Here is a 20,358-nt window from a genome sequence, read left to right as displayed (position 1 = left end):
GGCGGCCAACGTCGCTCGGACGGTTCCGGGCGCTTACGTCTCCAGAGGAAACCATGGCCAATCCAGGTTCGCCGCGCCGTTTCGCGCGCATCGATCGTCTGCCCCCTTACGTCTTCAACATCACCGCCGAGCTCAAGATGGCTGCCCGCCGCCGTGGCGAGGACATCATCGACCTGAGCATGGGCAACCCCGATGGCGCCACCCCGCCGCACATCGTCGAGAAGCTGGTGCAGGTCGCCCAGCGTGAAGACACCCATGGCTATTCCACCTCGCGCGGTATCCCGCGCCTGCGCCGGGCCATCTCCAACTGGTACAAGGACCGCTACGAGGTCGAGATCGACCCGGAGAGCGAAGCCATCGTCACCATCGGCTCGAAAGAGGGCCTGGCGCACCTGATGCTCGCCACCCTCGACCAGGGCGACACCGTGCTGGTGCCCAACCCCAGCTACCCGATCCACATCTACGGCGCGGTGATCGCCGGCGCCCAGGTGCGTTCGGTGCCGCTGGTGCCGGGCGTGGACTTCTTCAACGAGCTGGAGCGGGCGATCCGCGAGTCGATCCCCAAGCCGAAGATGATGATCCTCGGCTTCCCGTCCAACCCCACTGCCCAGTGCGTCGAGCTGGATTTCTTCGAGCGCGTGGTGGCCCTGGCCAAGCAGTACGACGTGCTGGTGGTGCACGACCTGGCCTACGCCGATATCGTCTACGACGGCTGGAAGGCGCCGTCGATCATGCAGGTGCCGGGGGCCAAGGACATCGCGGTGGAGTTCTTTACCCTGTCCAAGAGCTACAACATGGCCGGCTGGCGGATCGGCTTCATGGTCGGCAACCCGGAGCTGGTCAGCGCCCTGGCACGCATCAAGAGCTACCACGACTACGGCACCTTCACCCCGTTGCAGGTGGCGGCCATCGCCGCCCTGGAAGGCGACCAGCAGTGCGTGCGCGACATCGCCGAGCAGTACCGCCAGCGCCGCAACCTGCTGGTCAAGGGCCTGCACGAGATGGGCTGGATGGTCGAGAACCCCAAAGCGTCGATGTACGTCTGGGCCAAGATCCCCGAACAGTACGCACACCTGGGTTCGCTGGAGTTTTCCAAGAAGCTGCTGGCCGAAGCCAAGGTCTGCGTATCGCCAGGCGTGGGTTTTGGCGACTACGGCGATGACCACGTGCGCTTCGCCCTGATCGAGAACCAGGACCGTATTCGCCAGGCCATTCGCGGCATTCGCCAGATGTTCCGCGCCGATGGGCTGACCAGCAAGTAAGCAGGCCAGGCCTGATCGCGGGGCAAGCCCGCTCCCACGCAAGGTATGCTCGGCGTGGGAGCGGGCTTGCCCCGCGATGCGTTTACGCCGATCAGCGGCGATCTTTTTTTCATTCCCCCTCTTCTCAGCCAGTCGCGCCTGGATTACAAATAGCGCCGCGGGCGCTCGCCCCGATAACAACAACCTCCCTCCCTGGTCATCATGTCCGAACAGAACCCTTGCCTGACCTGCGGCGCCTGCTGCGGCTACTTTCGTGTGTCTTTCTTCTGGGGTGAATGCCAATCGGCCGGCGGCCTGGTGCCCGACGACCTGGTGGTGCAGATCAACCCCACCCGCGTCGCCATGATCGGCACCGACGCCAAGCCCTGCCGCTGTACCAGCCTGGGCGGCGAGATCGGCAAGCAGGTCGCCTGCGGCATCTACGAGAACCGCTCGAGCCCCTGCCGTGAATTCGAAGCATCCTGGGAGCATGGCGTGCACAACCCCAGCTGCGACGACGCCCGTGCGGCCTACGGCCTGCCACCCCTGACACCGCCTGGCGCCAACGAGCCGCATTGGCCGGACGACGGCGCCGAGGTTGCCTGAGGCCCAGGCGAAACGGTGAAGCGGTCACATTCTGGCGATTGGCCATGACCGCTTGTCGGATGGATCCAATCGCCACTGCGCTGCAACCCGCGTAGTTCGTACTGCCTCGAAATAGTATTAACACCATTTGACCGCCCCAAGCGGCGTGCTGTCCGTGCTTGAGCGGCTACACATTTCCACAAAGGAACTTGTAGCCAGGGTCAGGCGTTTCGGCCGGCGTATGTCGCGCTCCTGCATCACCGCGATACACGTATTCAAGGACTGAATGACCTGATCCACGAAGGAGCTCTCCGTGGACAGAAGTGTCGCCGCCCGTTTGCCTGCCCGTCTTTCGCAATTGTCCCTGGCTGTCAGCCTGGTTGTCGGGGGCATGGCCCTTTCCCTCAACAGTGAACAGGCGCTGGCCGTCTGTAGCGCGGCGGGGTCCATCATCACCTGCAACGGCGCGGCCAACCCGCTGGCGCCGAGCTATACCAACGGCGGCAGTGGCCTCACGGTCAACGTCAACCCAGGCGCCAGCCTGGGGACGCTGCTGGGCGTGGGCGGCACCTCGTTGTCGCTGGCCGGCAACAACAACACCTTGAACAACTCCGGCACCATCGACCCGACCTTGCTGGGGTTGCTGAGCATTCAGTCCAGTGCGGTGCTGATCGGCAACACCGGCACCGGCAGCACCCTCAACATCAACAACAACGCCACGGGCGTGATCAAGGGCACCGGTGCCTTGCTTGGCGCGAACCTGCTGAACCTCACGGGCATGGCGCTGGATGCGCGCAACGGTGCAGGTGGCACCACCACCATTACCAACGCCGGCAGCATCGGCTCCTCGGCGCTGGCCAGCCTGACCCTGGTGAGCGAGGACACCCCGGTGATCGCCGTCACCGGCGGCAGCACGGTGAACTTCACCAACACCGGCACCATTCTCGGCCGTGCAGCCTTCGAGGCCTCTGCGGCAGGCAACACCTTCACCAACGCCGGCACCCTCACCGGCAGCCTGTCGATGGGCGCCAACAGCACCAACCGCTTCAACGCCATCACCGGTTCCAGTGTCGGCGCGGGGCTGGGCGTCGGCGTGGCCCTGTTGGTCACCAGCAACCCCAACCTCGCCTACGCGGCAGCGGGCAAGATCGACGGCGGCGCCGGCGGTACCAACACCCTGGCGCTGCAAAACGCCATCGGCGGCGGCAGCGGCACCAGTGGCAGCGGCACCATCAACGCCAGCAACTACATCAACTTCAGCCGGCTGATCGTCGACAGCGGCACCTGGAGCTTGCTCGGCCAAGTGCTCAACGGCACCACCCTGACCACCCTGAATGGCGGCCAGGTCAACTTTGACAATTCCAGCGCGTTCGGCAGTGGTGCCATTACCGTCAATGGCGGTGGTCTGGCAGGCACCGTTGGCGGGCTGAACCTGAGCAACGCGCTGACCCTGAACGCCGGCCTGAACGTCGGCGGCGCCACCGACATGGCCCTCAGCGGCGTGGTCAGTGGTGTTGGCGGGCTGACCAAGACCGGCGCCGGCCTGCTCACCCTCGGCGGCACCAACACTTACAGCGGCGGCACCACCCTGGCCGCCGGCGGCCTCAACCTGACCAGCGCTGCGGCGCTTGGCACCGGCGGGCTCACCGTCAACGGCGCCGGCAGCCTGCAAGGCAGCGTGCCGCTGGTGCTGAACAACGCCGTGACACTCAACGCCGCCCTCAGCCTGCCTGGCAGCAATGCCCTGACCCTGGGCGGTGTGCTCAGCGGTACCGGCTCACTGGTCAAGAACGGCAGCGGCAACCTGACCCTCAACGGTATAAATACCTTCAGCGGTGGCACCACCCTGGCCAACGGCACGCTCACCCTGGGCAACAGCAACGCCCTGGGCACGGGAGCCCTGGGCCTCACCGGCAACGCCAGCCTGGACACCACGGCGGCGATGTCCCTGGGCAACGCCATCAACCTGGGCAGCAGTGCCCTGACCTTGACGGGCAACAACGCACTCACCCTGGGTGGCGTGATCGGCGGCACTGGCAGCCTGGTCAAGAACGGCGCCGCCGACCTCACCCTCAACGGCGTCAATACCTACAGCGGCGGCACCAGCCTGGCCGCTGGCAAGCTTACCGTCGGTAATAGTGCCGCGCTGGGCACCGGAGCCCTGGCCTTGACCGGCAACGCCAGCCTCGATGCCAGCACCGCGGTCAGCCTGGGCAATGCGATCAACCTGGGCGCCAACACCCTCAACCTGCTGGGCACCAGCGCCACCACTCTGGGCGGGGTGATCAGCGGCACCGGTGCAGTGGTCAAGAACGGCGCCGCGGACCTGGCGCTCAATGGCAACAATACCTTCAGCGGCGGACTGACGCTGAACACCGGCAAGCTCACCGTCGGTCACAACAATGCCCTGGGCGGCGGCGCGCTGACCCTGGGCGGCAACGCCAGCCTCGATGCCAGCTCCGCAGTCAGCCTGGGCAACGCCGTCAACCTCGGCGCCAACACCCTCAGCCTGCTGGGCACCAGCGCCACCACCCTGGGCGGGGTGATCAGCGGCACCGGCGCACTGGTGAAGAACGGCAGCGCCGGGCTGACCCTCAATGGCAACAACACCTTCAGCGGCGGCACCACCCACAATGCCGGCGTTCTGACCCTTGGCAACAACAACGCCCTGGGTACCGGTGCGCTGACCTTGGGCGGCAATGCCGGGCTTGACGCAGGTGTGGCGGTCAACCTGGGCAACGCCATCAACCTCGGCGCCAACACCCTGAGCCTGCTCGGCACCAGCGCCACCACCCTGGGCGGCGTGATCAGCGGCACCGGCGCACTGATCAAGAACGGCAGCAGCAACCTGACCCTGGGCGGTGCCAACACCTTCAGCGGCGGCCTGACCCTCAACGCCGGCACGCTGACCCTGGACAGCGCGGCAGCCCTGGGCACCGGCGCCCTGAGCGTCGGCGGCGCGTCGACCCTGGTCAACAGCGGCGCGATGACCCTGAACAATGCGGTCCTGCTCGGTGGCAACCTGACCCTCGCCGGTGCCAACAACCTCACCCTGGCCGGCAACCTCAGCGGCAGCGCCGGGCTGATCAAGAACGGCGCAGGCAGCCTGACCCTCAGCGGCAACAACACCCAGAGCGGCAGCACCACGCTCAACGCCGGCACCCTGGTGCTTGGCAGCAACACCGCGCTCGGCACCGGCGCGCTCAATGCCGCCGCCAACACCACCCTCGACAGCAGCGTGGCCGGGCTGAGCCTGGCCAACAACCTCAACCTGGCGGGCAACCTCAACCTGGCCGGCAGCAACGACCTCACCTTTGGCGGTGTGGTTGCCGGCGTCGGCGGCCTGACCAAGAACGGCACCAGCACCCTGACCCTCAACGGTGCCAACACCTACATCGGCGCCACTAACCTCAACGCCGGGCGCATCGTGGTTGGCAGCAACACCGCGCTGGGCAGCGGCGCGCTCAATGCCGCCGCCGGCACCAGCCTGGATGCCAGCAGCGCGGTCAACCTCGGCAATGCCGTCAACCTGGCCGGCGCCCTGACCATCGGCGGTGGTGCCAACCTCGGCCTCGGCGGCCTGATCAGCGGTGCCGGCAGCCTGGTCAAGAATGGCAGCGCGACCCTGACCCTGTCCGGCCCCAATGCCTACCTGGGTGGCACCACCCTCAATGCCGGTGGCCTTGTGCTGGGCAACGGCGCCGCCTTGGGCGTAGGCAAACTGACCGTGGCCGGCGCTGGCAGCCTCGACACCAACGCCGCCGTCAGTGTCGGCAACGCCATCACCCTCGACGCCGACCTCACCCTGGCCGGCAGCAACAACCTCAACCTCAATGGCGTGATCGACGGCACCGGCCGTCTGATCAAGAACGGCAGCACCACGCTCACCCTCGGCGGACTCAACACTTACGCCGGTGGCACCCTGCTGAACGCCGGCGGGCTGGTGCTGGGCAACGGCAGTGCGATCGGCACCGGTACCCTGACCGTGGGCGGCGCGGCGAGCCTGGACAACAGCAGCGCCATCAGCCTGGGCAACAACGTCGCGCTCGACGCCAACCTCACCCTGGGCGGCAGCAACGCCCTGACCCTCGGCGGCGTGCTCAGCGGGGCAGGGCAGTTGATCAAGAACGGCCTTGCCACCCTGACCCTCAATGGCGTCAACACCTACACCGGTGGCACTACCCTCAATGCCGGTGGCGTGGTCATCGGCAACGGCAACGCCTTGGGCAGTGGCGCCTTGAACGTGACCGGTGCCGCCAGCCTCGACAACAGCGCCGTGCTCAACCTCGGCAACAACATCGGGCTGGGTGCCAACCTGACCCTGGGCGGCAGCAACGACCTCACCCTGAGCGGGGTGGTCAGTGGCACCGGCGGCCTGATCAAGAACGGCCTGTCCGACCTGACACTGGCCGGCAACAACACCTTCAGCGGCGCCATCGACCTGCTCGGCGGCAGCCTGACCACCGTCGGTACTGGCGCCCTGGGCAATGCCTCGGCGCTCAATGTCGGCGCCGGTGCCAGCCTCAACCTCGGCAACAGTGCCACCGTCGGTGGCCTGAGCGGCGCCGGCACGGTGAACGTGGCCGGTGGCGGCAACCTGAGCGTGGGCGGCAACAACCTCAACAACGTCTTCAGCGGCGTGCTGGCTGGCGTGGGCGGGCTGGTGAAGAACGGCAGCGGCAGCCTGGAGCTGTCGGGCGTCAACGTGCTGGCCGGCAACACCACGGTCAATGGCGGCCTGCTCAACGTCAGCGGTGCGCTGGCCAGCGCCAACGTGCAGGTCAACAGCGGTGCCAGCCTGGGCGGCACCGGCAGCCTGGTGGGCGCCGTGGACATCGCCAATGGCGCGCACCTGCTGGCCAACAGCGGCGCCACCCTGAGTACCGGCTCGCTGACCCTGCACAGCGGCTCGATCCTCGATTTCGGCCTGGCCGGGCCGTCCACCGGCGGCACCGCGCTGGTCAACGTCAATGGCAACCTGACCCTGGACGGCACCCTCAACGTCACCGATATCGGCGGCTTCGGCGTGGGCATCTACCGCCTGTTCGATTACACCGGCGCCCTGGTCGACAACGGCTTGGTACTGGGTACGGTGCCTGGCGCCATGTTGCCAGGCGACCTGCAGGTGCAGACCTCGATCGGCAGCCAGATCAACCTGCTGGTGGGCGGCGGCTCCAGCACCGTGCAGTTCTGGGATGGTGGCCAGAGCGTGCCCAACGGTGTGATCGACGGTGGCACCGGCACCTGGAATGGCAGCAACACCAACTGGACCGACGTCAACGGGGTGCTCAACGGCAGTTGGGCCGCCGACTTCGCCGTGTTCCAGGGCACTGCGGGCGACGTCACCGTGGTCGGCACCCAGGCCGCCACCGGCCTGCAGTTCGTCACCAACGGCTACCGCCTGATCGGCGCCGGTGGCCTGGACCTGGTCAACGGCAGCAACGGCGCTTTCGCTGTGCGTGTCGACCCAGGCGTCACCGCAACGCTCAATGTTGGCCTGTCCGGCAGCGGCCAGCTGGCCAAACTCGACAGCGGCACGTTGGTGCTCAACGGTGCCAACAGCTACACCGGCGGCACCCTGCTCAACGGCGGGTCGCTGGTCGTTGGCAGCAACACCGCCCTGGGCACCGGCTCGGTCAGCACCGCAGCGGGCACCAGCCTGGACAGCAACACCGCCGTCACCCTCGGCAACGCCTTCACCCTGAACGGCGCGCTGACCGTGGCCGGCAGTGCCGACCTTGGCCTGGCCGGCATCGTCTCGGGCAATGGCAGCCTGATCAAAGCCGGCGGCGCCAACCTCACCCTGGGCAACGCCAACACCTACAGCGGCGGCACCACCCTTGGCGCAGGCACGCTGACCTTGGGTAACGCTCAGGCGCTGGGCACCGGCGGCCTTATGGTCAGCGGGGCTTCCAGCCTGACCAGCACGGGCGATTTCAGCCTGTCCAACAGCATTGCGCTGAACGCCAACCTCACCCTGCCGGGCACCAGCAACCTGACCCTCAATGGCGTCGTGAGCGGTACCGGTGGGCTGATCAAGTCCGGCAGCGGCGTGCTCACCCTCAACGGCAGCAACAGCTACCAGGGCATGACCAGCCTCAACGGCGGCACGCTTGTCGTGGGCAGCAACACGGCACTGGGCACTGGTGCGTTGAATGCCATGGGTGGCACGACCTTGAGCAGCAACGCCAATGTGACCCTGGCCAACCAGATCAACCTGGCCGGCAACCTGACCCTCGCCGGTGCCCAGAACCTGACGTTGGGTGGCAACATCAACGGTGTCGGCGGCCTGACCAAGACCGGCAGTGGCACCCTGACCCTGAACGGGACCAACGGCATCCTGGGCAACACCAACCTCAATGCCGGCACCCTGGTGCTCGGTAACGCCAGCGCGCTTGGCCTCGGCCAGCTCAACGCGGCCGCTGGCACCACACTGGACAGCAACACCGCGCTGAACATCGGCAACACCGTCAACCTGGCGGGCAACCTGATCATCGCCGGCAGCAACGACCTCGGCCTGGGCGGCCTCGTCACCGGCGCCGGCAGCCTGACCAAGAACGGTGCCAGCAACCTGACCCTCAGTGGCGCCAACACCTTCACCGGCGGTGTGACCCTCAATGCCGGCACCCTGACCCTGGGCAACAACCAAGCGCTGGGCACCGGTACCCTCACCGTCGGCGCCGCTGCCAACCTGGCCACCCTCGGCGCGCTGACCGTGGCCAACCAGGTGTTGCTCAACGGCAACCTGAGCCTGACCGGCAGCAACAACCTGGCGCTGAACGGTGTGATCAGCGGCAGCGGTGGCCTGAGCAAGACCGGCACCGGCAACCTGACCCTCGGCGCCGCCAACACCTACCAGGGCACCACTACCCTCGGGGCCGGTACCCTGACCCTGGGCAATAACACGGCGCTGGGCCAGGGCAACCTTTCGGTGACCGGCAACAGCACACTGGCCAGCAGCGGGGTGCTGCAGGTGGCCAACGCCATCGGCCTTGGCAGCGGTACCACCCTTGGCGTCAGCAATACCCAAGCGCTGACCCTCAACGGCGTCATCAGTGGTGATGGCGGCCTGAACAAACTGGGCAGTGGCCAACTGATCCTCAACGGCAACAACACCTACACCGGCGGCACCGCGCTGCAAGCCGGCAGCCTGCTGCTGGGCAATGCCGGCGCCCTGGGCAGTGGCGCGCTGAACGTGAACGGTGCCGCCACCCTCGATACCAGCCTGGCGCTGGCGCTGGCCAACGCTATCAACCTGGCTGGCGGCAACCTCACCCTCGGCGGCGGCCAGGCGCTGACCCTCAACGGCGTGGTCGCGGGCAACAACAGCCTGTTCAAGAACGGCGCCGCCAGCCTGACGCTCAACGGCAACAACACCTACAGCGGCGGCACCACGCTCAACGGCGGTACCCTGGTGGTGGGCAGCAACACCGCCCTGGGCAGCGGTGCCCTGAGCACCGGCGCCAATACCAGCCTCGATGCCGGCGGCGCGGGCGTTACCCTGGGCAACGCCGTGCACCTGGGGGGCCTGCTCAATGTGCTGGGCAGCGCCGACCTCACCCTCAACGGCGTGCTCGATGGCGTCGGTGGCTTGAGCAAGTCGGGCGCTGCCACCCTGACCCTCAATGGCGCCAACAACTACCTGGGTGGCACCACCCTGAACGCCGGCCAACTGGTGGTCGGCAACGACAACGCGCTGGGGCAGGGCGCCCTGACCGTCGGCGGGGCCTCGACCCTGAGCGCCGGCAGCAGCGTCAGCCTGGCCAACAACGTCACCCTCAACGCCGGCCTGACCGTCGCCGGCGTCAACGACCTGACCCTCAACGGTGTGCTCAACGGCACCGCCGGGCTGACCAAGAACGGCAGCGGCAACCTGACCCTCAACGGCAACAACGGCTATCAGGGCGGCACCCAGCTCAATGCCGGGCGCCTGACCCTGGGCAGCAGTGGCGCATTGGGCACCGGCACCCTTTCGGTCAGCGCCGATGCCGCCCTGGCCAACAGCGCACCCATGGCCCTGGGCAACACCATTGCCCTGAGCAACAACGCCAACCTGACCTTCGACGTCAACAACGCGCTGATCCTCAGCGGTGACCTCAGTGGTACCGGCAACCTGATCAAGACCGGCGTCGACGACCTCACCCTGGTTGGCGTCAAGAGCTTCACCGGCGACGTCGATATCCAGGCCGGCTCCCTTACCACCCTCGGCAGCGGCGTGCTGGCCAACGTCGACACCCTCAACGTCGGCGCCAGCGGCCTGCTCAACCTCAATGGCAATGCCAGCCTCGGCAGCCTGACCGGCAGCGGCCAGGTCGATGTCGGTATCGGCAGCGTCCTGAGCCTGGGCAGCAACAACCTCAGCAACACCTTCGCCGGCGGCCTCAACGGCCTCGGTGGCCTGACCAAGGTCGGGACCGGCACCCTGACCTTGACCGGCACCAGCAACCTCGCCGACAACACCCAGGTCAACGGCGGCACCCTGAAGGTCGATGGCACCCTGGGCAGCAACCTGCTGACCGTCGCCAGCGGCGCCACCCTCACCGGCAGCGGCAGTGCCAACGCCACGGTGGTCATCAACAACGGCGGCCACCTGGCCGGGCAAAGCGGCAGCACCTTGGGGCTCGGCTCCCTGGTGCTCAACAGCGGCTCGATCGTCGATGCCGGCCTCGGCTCGCCCGCCTCCGGCGGTACCGCACTGTTCAACGTCGGCGGCAACCTGACCCTCGACGGTACGCTCAACGTCAGCAATATCGGCGGCTTCGGCAACGGCGTGTACCGGATCTTCGACTACGCAGGCTTGCTCACCGACAACGGCCTGGATTTCGGCAACCTGCCCTTTGGCTTCGGCCTCGGCGACCTGAGCCTGCAGACCAGCCTGGCCAACCAGGTCAACCTGCTGGTCAGCGCCAGTGGCCAGAACATCCTGTTCTGGGACGGCAGCGACACCACCGCCAACGGCCAGGTCAACGGCGGCACCGGCACCTGGAACGCCGGCAGCAACAACTGGACCGACCTCAACGGCACCACCAACAGCGCCTGGAACGGCAGCTTCGCGGTGTTCCAGGGCACTGCCGGCGATGTCACCGTGGTTGGCCCGCAAGCCATCAATGGCATGCAGTTCGTCAGCAACGGCTACCGCCTGCTGGGCGGTGCCGGCGGTGTGCTGAACCTGGTCAACGGCAGTAGCGGCGACACCAGCGTGCGCGTCGACCCGGGGGCCATCGCCACCCTCGACGTGGCCCTGGCCGGCAGCGGCAAGCTGAACAAGCTCGACAGCGGCACCCTGGTGCTCAATGGCAGCAACAGCTACAGCGGCGGCACCACCCTCAGTGGTGGCACCTTGATCGTCGGCAGCGACAGTGCCCTGGGCAGCGGCGTGCTGAGCACCACGGCGGGTACCACCCTGGACAGCAACAAGACCGTGGCACTGGGCAACGCCATCAGCCTGGCCGGGCCGTTGAACATCGCCGGCAGCAACGACCTGGCGCTCAATGGCGACATCAGCGGCAGCGGCGGCCTGGTCAAGGCCGGCAACGCCAGCTTGCTGCTGGCCGGCAACAACAGCTACAGCGGCAACACTGCGCTCAACGGCGGTACGTTGATTGTCGGCTCCAACACGGCGCTGGGTAGCGGCGCGCTCAATGCGGCTGCCGGTACCAGCCTGCAGAGCAGCCAGGCCGTGACCCTGGCCAACAACCTCAACCTGGCCGGCCTGTTCAACGTGCTGGGCAGCAACGACCTGACCCTCGGCGGCACCCTGGCGGGTGCCGGGCGCCTGGTGAAGAGCGGTGCCTCGGCGTTGACGCTCAGTGGCGCCAATACCTACAGCGGTGGTACCGAGCTGCAGGCGGGCACGCTGGTGCTCGGCAACAACGCAGCGCTCGGCAGTGGTGGCCTGAGCGTCACCGGCAACGCCAACCTCGACAGCAGCAGCGCGGTCACTCTGGGTAATCCGGTGGCCGTCAGCGGTACGCTGAACGTGCTGGGCAGCAACGACCTGCAACTGGCCGGCGTGCTCAGCGGCAACGGCACCCTCAACAAGAGCGGCCTGGCCGACCTGACCCTGTCGGGCAACAACACCTTCAGCGGCATCATCAACCTGCTCGCCGGCAGCCTCAGCACCATCGGCACCACGGCCCTGGGCAGCCAGAGCGAGCTCAATGTCAGCAGCGGCGCCACCCTCAACCTGGACGGCAACACCACCCTGGGCGACATCGGTGGCAGCGGCGCCATCCAGATTGCCGCGGGCAACAGCCTGGGTGTGCAGGGCGGCGTATTCGCCGGTGACATCAGCGGTACCGGCACCCTGAACAAGATGGGCATCGATACCCTGACCCTCAGCGCCAGCAACAGCCACAGCGGCACCACCAACGTCCAGGCCGGTGGCCTGGTGGTCAACGGCAGCCTGGCCAGCAACACGGTCAACGTTGCCAGTGGCGCCACCCTCGGCGGCAGCGGCAGCATTGGCGGAACGGTGGCGGTGGCCAACGGCGGTACCCTCAGCGCCGCCAGCGGCAGCACCCTGAACGTCGGCAACCTGGTGCTTGGCAGCAGCGCCAACTTCAACGCCGCCCTCGGTGCGCCGATCGGCAGCACCCCACTGGTCAACGTGGCCAACAACCTGACCCTCGGCGGCACGCTCAACATCACCGATATCGGTGGCTTCGGCGCCGGGGTGTACCGCCTGTTCGCCTACGGCGGCAGCCTGGTCAACAACGGCATGGCCATCGGCAGCACGCCGGTACCGGCCAGCGACCTGACCGTGCAAACCGCCATCGCCAATCAGGTCAACCTGGTGGTCGGCGGGGCCAGCAACGTGCTGTTCTGGGATGGCAGCCAGTCCGTCCCCAACGGCGTGATCGACGGCGGCAGCGGCACCTGGGATGCCACCAACACCAACTGGACCGACGCCAACGGCGTGCTCAACACCCCATGGAACGACACCTTCGCGGTGTTCCAGGGCACCCCAGGTACCGTCACCGTCAACGGCAGCCAGAGCATCGGTGGCATGCAGTTCGTCAGCAACGGCTATGTACTCAATGCTGGCGCCGCCGGTGAGCTGCTCACCACCGGCACCACCAACCTGCGGGTCGATAACGGCGCAACGGCCACCCTCAACGTCGCCCTCAATGGCACCGGCAGCATCGCCAAGTACGACACCGGCACCCTGGTGCTCAATGCCGCCAACGGCTACAGCGGCGGCACCGCGCTCAACGGCGGCACCCTGGTGGTGGGCAACAACAGCGCCCTGGGCAGCGGCGTGCTGACCGCCGCCGCCGGCACCACGCTGGACAGCAACAGCGCCGTCACCCTGGCCAACAATGCCGTGCTCAACGGCGCCCTGGCCATTGCCGGCAGCAACGCCCTGGAACTGGCCGGCAACCTCAGTGGCGTGGGCGGCCTGATCAAGAACGGCAGCGCCCAGCTCACCCTCAGTGGCAGCAACAGCTATACCGGTGGCACCCTGATCAACGCCGGTAGCCTGGTGGGCGACAGCGACAGCCTCAAGGGCGCCATCGTCAACAACGCCGCACTGACCTTCGAGCAGAACGCCAACGGCAGCTACACCGGCAACCTCACCGGCAGCGGTACCCTGACCAAGGCCGGCACCGGCGAGCTGCTGCTCACCGGCAACAACGGCCTCACCGGCGCCACCAACGTCAACGCCGGGCGCCTGGTGGTCAACGGCCGCCTCGACAGCGCCACGGTCACGGTCGCCACCGGCGCCAGCCTGAGCGGCAGCGGCACCCTGGCCGGTGCGGTGCAGATCCAGAACGGCGCCACCCTCGCCGCAGGCCCTGGCAGCACGCCGTTGTCGGTGGGCAGCCTGAGCCTGGCCTCTGGCAGTACCCTGGACTTCAGCCTTGGCGCACCCAATGCGGCGACCACTGTGGTGCAGGTGGCCGGCAACCTGACCGTCGACGGCACCCTCAACATCACCGACGCCGGCGGCTTCGGCCCAGGGGTATACCGGCTGTTCAGCTATGGCGGTTCGCTGACCGACAACGGCCTGGTGTTCGGCGCCATCCCCGGCAGCGTGGTGCTGGGCGACCTGAGCCTGCAGACCGCCATCGCCAACCAGCTCAACCTGGTGGTGCAGGGCGCCGGCGGTTCGCTGCAGTTCTGGAACGGCAGCCAGACCACCCCCAACGGCAGCATCGGTGGCGGCAGCGGCACCTGGAACTCGGCCACCAACTGGACCAACTCCACCGGCACCGCCAGCAACAACTGGGGCGCGCAGTTCGCCGTGTTCGGTGGCCAGGCCGGCACCGTAACCGTGGACGGCAACCAGGCGTTCACCGGCATGCAGTTCCTCACCAATGGCTACCAACTGGTGGCCGGCAACAATGGCAGCCTGACCGCCACCAACGGCAGCGGCGGCAGCCTCGCGGCGGTGCGTGTGGATGCCGGTGCAACGGCGTTGATCAGCGCGCCGCTGGTGGGGACCGGCGGTATCGAGAAGCTCGACTCGGGCACCCTGGTACTGGCCGGCGCCAACACCTACACCGGCGGCACCACGGTCAGCGGCGGCACCCTGATGGGCAATACCAGCAGCCTGCAGGGCAACATCCTCAACAACGCCAGCCTGGTGTTCGCCCAGGGCGCCAATGGCACCTTCAACGGCAACCTGACCGGTACCGGCACCACCACCAAGACCGGCGCCGGCACCTTGCTGCTGACCGGCAACCAGGCCTTCAGCGGCGCCTTCAACGTCAACCAGGGCGTGCTTGAGGTGGGCAATGCCACCAACCCCGGCGCCAGCCTCGCGGCGCAGGTCACCGTGGCCAATGGCGCCGCGCTGACCGGTACCGGCACAGTCGCCAGCCTGGTCAACCAAGGCACGGTAATGCCGGGCAAGGGCGGCGAACTCAGTGTCACCGGCAACTTCACCAACGCCGCCAGCGGCAGCCTGCTCGTCGATGTCAGCGGCAACCCGACCAGCTACCTCGACGTCGGCGGCACCGCCAACCTCGGCGGCAGCCTGCAGGTGGTCAACCTGGCGGGCTTCAGTGGCAGTGGCCATTACACCGTGGTCACTGCCGCGGGCGGGGTCACCGGGACCTTCGCCAGCACCAACCTGAGCAACTCGGCGTTCCTCAACAGCGCCGTGGCCTATGGCGCCAACCAGGTGACCCTGTCGCTGAGCCGCAACGGCACTGGCTTTGCCGGGGTCGCTTACACCGGCAACCAGCGTGGCGTGGCAACCGCCCTCAGCGGCCCGGGCGCGCCAGCCGAGTTGACCGGCAATATCCTGCCAATGAGCGCGGCGCAGGCCCGGGCGGCGTTCGACAGCCTGTCCGGCGAGATCCACGCCAGCACGGCCAGCGTGCTGATCGAGGACTCGCGCTACGTTCGCGAAGCGGTCAACGACCGCCTGCGCCAGGCCGACTGCAGCCGCCAGGACGACCCGCGCCGCACCCTGGCCCCCAGCGCCAACCAGCAGCTCACCAGCGAAGGTTGCCAGGGCCAGGCCGTCGGCTGGATCCGCGCCCTTGGCGGTTGGGGCGACTTCGATGGCAGCAGCAGCCACGCCAGTGTCGATCGCGAGCTGCAGGGCTTCATGCTCGGTGTCGACCGGGCGCTGGACGAGCAGTGGAAGGTCGGCGTTGCCGCCGGCTACACCAACTCCAGCATCGATGCGCACCAGCGCCGTTCGGATGCTTCGGTCGACAGCTACCACCTGAGCACCTACCTGGGCTACCAGCTGGACGCCTTCGCTGCCCGCCTGGGCGTGGCCTACAGCTGGCACGACATCGACACCAAGCGTGACGTCGAGGTGGGCGCCTACAACGACCGCCTCAAGGCCAAGTACAAGGCCCGCAGCGCCCAGGTGTTCGGCGAAGTGGGCTACGCCATCGATGCCGGCGGCATTGCCCTGGAGCCGTTCGCCGGGCTGGCCTACGTCAAGTACGACAGCGATACCGCCCATGAGAAGGGCGGGGCAGGGCGGCTGGAGGGCAGCGTCGATCAGGACGTGACCTATTCCACCCTGGGCCTGCGCGCCGGCAAGCGTATCGAGCTGGCCAACGGCACCGCCATCACCCCGCGCGCGTCGTTGGGCTGGCGGCATGCCTTCGGCGACACCAAGCCCGACGCCGACCTGCGGTTTATCGAAGGCGGGGCAGGTTTCAGTAGCTCGGGTGTGCCGATTGCCAAGGATGCGGCGGTGGTCGAGGCCGGGTTGGACCTGGCGGTGGGCGAGAGTGGCAAGCTGGGCATCGGGTATTCCGGGCAGCTGTCCAATGATGCCCGCGACCATGGGGTGACGGTGAGCTTTAGCATGGGGTTCTGAGGGTTATGGCCGGGGCCGCTTTGCGGCCCTTTCGCAAGGCGAGCGGCGGTGAGACAACAGGCATGACTGGCCGAAACAGATGTGGGAGAGCTATTGCCAAATCCTAGGTGTGACGCCCATTAGCCTGTCTTGAGACCGCATGATGGCCACCAGGTGCATGACGGTAGCCTTGCAGCGCTCTGAAGATCGAGCGCCGCCCGCGCGGCGCATCGCTGGCAAGCCAGCTCCCACATTTGTTTCGGGACAGTTACTCCTGTGATTTCACCACTGTCCGCCTTGTTGGTTCGACTTGGTATTGAGGTGGGCACCACTGGCGCCTCGCCCGACTTGAGACATGCGCCAAGGCGGGCAGCGGTACCTTCGCAGGACTAATTGGCCCGAAACAAATGTGGGAGCTGGCTTGCCAGCGACGCGCCGCGCGGGCGGCGCTCGATCTCATAGGCGCTGCAAAGCTTTCGCCTGGCACCTGGTGGCCCTCACCCAATCTTCCGCCATGCAACTGGTGGCCATTACCCAATCCTGATTCCCCAGGGCCAGCGGTGTGACGCCCAAGGGCCTGTCTTGAAATCGCATGAGGGCCACCAGGTGCATGACGGTAGCCTTGCAGCGTTCTCAAGATCGAGCGCCGCCCGCGCGGCGCTTCGCGGGTAAACCCGCTCCCACAGTTTGTTTCGGGCCAGTCTCTCCTGTGCCATCACCTGGTCCGCCTTGTTGGCATGGCGCGAAATCGCGTTGGCACGGTCAGCGTGGGGGCAGGCCAGAAGGCGTAAGACATTTCCGAATCTGAAACCAAATACTTCAATCGGCCAGCGCTTGGGACCTATCCTACGCGCCTGTCGGAAGGCTCTGCATTGGCTGGGAAATACCTCGGGGGTAACGTCGCTGGGTCGTCACATTTGGCGACCGGGTGTGAGAAGCCCGTGGTGTTTTCAGTAGCAGGCCGCCTGTTATGGCAGCCGTGCGCGTGCAGACTCCGGTCTGGCCGTGGTGCTCTGAACACGGTCTTCTCACCTCGCGTACGGCTGCCACCCTTGTCTGTGAGAAGGATGTCGGTGGTTGCTCATGAAAACTACTTTCAGAGAGTGACAACTATGAAAAAGATCGTCCCCGATCCACCGTATCCGATTCCTTTCATCACCATCATCAACGACCTCACCGCCGAGCAGGCCATGGCCCATGCCGCCACGTTGATGGACCCCCTCGTCGATACCGTCCACGCCTACGCCGATTGTCCTCCCGAGCTGCGTTCGGACATCCTGCTGGACAACGCCTCGGTCCTCACGCAATTGGTGATCGCCCTGATCAACCACGCCAAGTCCAAGAGGGCCGCCCATGAGCGATAAAAGCCTCTACGGCCCGACCGAGGGCAGCACCACCTGCCTGGACCTGTTCTGCATCAAGCCGGGCATCCCGTTCGAACATGCCTTCGGCGAGCTGTCCGCGCTGCTTGGCTGCATCAGGCACCTGACTACTGAAGCTGAAATGGAGGGTGATTTGCTGGCCGGCAGCGCCGCGCGGATCCTGAGCGGGTTGGCCAAGGGGCTGATCGATGACATGGAGTCGGGAATGAGCCAAGGCAAGTAAACCCATCACTTATCGAGACTGCCGGGCAGTCTCGATGTGCCAAGGTCGTGACGCTGCATCGTGGTGGCGCTGCTGCCGTTGCACTGGCCTTGTGAATGGGATGCCAGGTGGGCCTGACCTTCTGATACATAACAACCCACTGTTGCGGAGGACTGTCTCCAGAACAAGGCATGTTCGAGTGAGTGTTCTGCTGTTGCTGTAGGACGTTTCTCGATCCGCTTCCGGTGCCGTCGGAGGCGTCATCAAGCTGCTAGCGTTCGGCGTTTTCTGCGTACAAAGGAAAGGCCGCATGACCCGCAACCCTTTCAAGGGCATCGCCGCAGGTGACCGCCCATGACCTATCGCATCGTGATTTTCGGCAAGGGGCAGGGCCTGGTGGGCGACCGCACCACCACCGGCGCCACCTGCATCGGAGACCGCGCAGCGGGTAACGTGAATGGCCGCGCCTGGCTGCTCGAAGGCGACCAGACCACCGCCTGCCCGAAGTGCGGACAGGTGGGCACCCTCATCGACGGCGAACAGCGCTTCCTCCAGGATGGCGTACCCACCGTCGTCGACGGCGCCCGCGTGCGCTGTGGCTGCCCGTTGGGCAGCAACCGCCTGATCGCATCCTCGCAGGCCGACCCGGCCAAGGCGCCTGTCACTTCACCGGTGGCTGCTGAACGCGCCACACCCACCCCACAAGTCGCCATGGCGACCCCTGCAGGGCTGCAACCCGGTTTCTACATCGTGCCGCGCAGCATGACCGGCGAGCAGGTGCTGCAACAGCTGGCCGCGCTGCCGGGCAACCTGCCGCTGTCGCTGGTGCGTCGGCTCAACCCCACCTTCGACCAGGGCTTCAAGGCGGGCGAGCTATTCGTGCTTGGCGCCCCCGAGCACAGCTACGCCTGCACTCGCGAAGAAGCCGAGTTGATGGCAGCGGCCCGTAGTGCCCGGGCGTCGCTGGCGCAGCTCAGCACCGAAGAAGCCGACTTCATGATGCGACACATGGCCGAGATCGCTGGTGTGCTCAACGGCGCGAGCCAGTCGATGGGGGTGGGCAAGGACATGCTGTCGCGGGGGCTGGGGCAGGTGGAAGACACGCTCAAAGGCATCGAGCGTTTGCACCAGCGCGAGTTCGTTGCGCACCGGCACCTGAACAGCCCGCAGTTCTTCGCCGAGCGCAAGGCGCTGTATGGCCAGCTGAACGCACAGCTGCGCAGCGCGTTTCTCGGCAAGTACCTGAACCTGGGGCAGCACGAGGACCTGCGCCGGGGGCTGGGGATCTCGACCAAGAGCCTGGTGCATCACTGGTCGAAGGCCGGCGCGCCGGGGGCGATCCCTGGGTATGCGACGCACCTGGATGAGGTGGCGAAGATGACCAAGTACCTCAAGTACGGCGGGCATGTGGCGGTGGGGGTGGGGGCGACTTCGTCGTACATGAAGATCTACGAGGCGTGCCGGGCGGGGGAGACCGAAACGTGCAAACGGATTAGGTTCACTGAGACAGGCAGTTTCACCGGTGGTTTATTGGGTGGATCTTTAGGAGCAACCTTGGGAGGTTATGCAATCAAGGCGGTCTGTCGTTTCACTCCCCATGGCAGAGCTATTTGTGGTGTCGCCGTTGTTGGTGCTGGATCCTTTGCTGGTAGTTCAGGGGGGGGCGCTGGAGGCGAGGCGTTGGGAGAGTTCATTCATGGAGTCATCTATGACTGATCCCGCCAATTGGCCTGTTGCTGCAAAGTTGATTCTATTGTTGGTGCCCACGCTAATTATCATAGTCGGAATGTTCGCGACGTGGCTGGTTGCAGGTACGCAGCATTTTTCTGCTCTGTGCGAGGCATTCAAGAATAGTCGTGGTTTGGAAGATGATCGGAAACTATGGGGTACATTGACACTCCGCTCGCGTGTGGTGATTGTCGCGGGCGTAAGTGTTGGTGTGGTCTGGCCAAAATTTGGCATTCGTCATGGCTGGTTGAGTGAATACGATTATCGGACTGTTCCGATTTTTTTAAAGCGCTGTCTGCAACTGTCATTTTGGGCCAACACCCTAGGGACATGTTTGCTGGCGGTAAGTTACTGCCTGATAAAGTGCTGAGGCCGGGGACACGCTGGGCATGTCGGCAGGGTTTTCTATAATCACGTAGCACGTCGAATTCTGCCGTCTGCATCCATACCGCAGGCTGACACTGGATAATATGTCGGACATGCCTTGTCCTAGGAGCGGTGGTTCGCCGCTGCGGCGCTTATGGTAGGTCTCAGCAAGTGATGGGCTATTTTTTAGCACTTCCTGAAAACGCCCAGCAGTGGAAGAGAACCATGAATATTGATGAAAAGAAAATCAAACCTCGGAAATTCATGTAGGTCTCTTCGATGTCTATGAAAATCAAAAAAGCTTCTGTGCGTGATCAAGTGCAAGTAAAGTCCTGCAGTTGCTGTGTTGTAGATGTAGCTTATGATGGCGGCGGCTAGTGAGTGAGGGTTTTGAACAGCGTGGCGCCTCAAGATGACTGAGGCGCATATGTCTGATACGACAAAAAGTGCAAGTGCAAAAATCATTCGCGAAAATACTCTTTGACCCATTGGTGCATCTGGCTGCATCAGGCACCTGATCACCGAAGCTGAAATGGAGGGTGATCTCCCGGCCAGCAGCACCGTGGGGATCCTGAGCGGGCT

7 protein-coding genes are annotated in these 20,358 nt (G+C 65.8%); all 7 read left to right on the top strand.

All coding sequences use genetic code 11. The annotated features are described in order from the left end of the window. Positions 1-53: 53 nt before the first annotated feature. The 7 genes from alaC (at position 54) to EJA05_RS23500 (ending at position 19,780) form a co-directional block, all read left to right on the top strand. Positions 54-1,262: an alanine transaminase gene (alaC, locus tag EJA05_RS23540; RefSeq protein ID WP_110995869.1), complete on the top strand. Its 1,209-nt coding sequence runs from the start codon at positions 54-56 to the stop codon at positions 1,260-1,262. A gap of 201 nt (positions 1,263-1,463) precedes the next feature. After that, complete coding sequence (locus EJA05_RS23535) at positions 1,464-1,847, top strand: YkgJ family cysteine cluster protein (protein WP_110994885.1); 384 nt, start codon at positions 1,464-1,466, stop codon at positions 1,845-1,847. A gap of 292 nt (positions 1,848-2,139) precedes the next feature. Then, positions 2,140-16,119, top strand: a complete 13,980-nt coding sequence (locus EJA05_RS23530) for an autotransporter-associated beta strand repeat-containing protein (RefSeq protein ID WP_125860239.1) — start codon at positions 2,140-2,142, stop codon at positions 16,117-16,119. A gap of 1,091 nt (positions 16,120-17,210) precedes the next feature. Continuing rightward, on the top strand, positions 17,211-17,462 hold the full coding sequence (locus tag EJA05_RS23515) for a hypothetical protein (protein WP_125860237.1): 252 nt from the start codon (positions 17,211-17,213) through the stop codon (positions 17,460-17,462). Further along, the gene (locus tag EJA05_RS23510; RefSeq protein ID WP_125860235.1) at positions 17,452-17,703 is read left to right on the top strand and encodes a DUF3077 domain-containing protein; all 252 of its coding nucleotides are present in this window, start codon (positions 17,452-17,454) and stop codon (positions 17,701-17,703) included. Before EJA05_RS23515 ends, EJA05_RS23510 begins: the two co-directional genes overlap by 11 nt. Before the next feature lie 333 nt (positions 17,704-18,036). Further along, complete coding sequence (locus tag EJA05_RS23505) at positions 18,037-19,398, top strand: PAAR domain-containing protein (protein WP_125860233.1); 1,362 nt, start codon at positions 18,037-18,039, stop codon at positions 19,396-19,398. Then, complete coding sequence (locus EJA05_RS23500; protein ID WP_125860231.1) at positions 19,391-19,780, top strand: hypothetical protein; 390 nt, start codon at positions 19,391-19,393, stop codon at positions 19,778-19,780. The genes EJA05_RS23505 and EJA05_RS23500 overlap by 8 nt, the downstream gene beginning before the upstream one ends. The last annotated feature ends 578 nt before the right edge of the window (positions 19,781-20,358 follow it).

This window comes from Pseudomonas oryziphila (assembly GCF_003940825.1).
Classification (GTDB): Bacteria; Pseudomonadota; Gammaproteobacteria; order Pseudomonadales; family Pseudomonadaceae; genus Aquipseudomonas; species Aquipseudomonas sichuanensis.
Note: the sequence above shows the minus strand (reverse complement) of the source record. Positions and strands in the feature narration are given on the sequence as shown.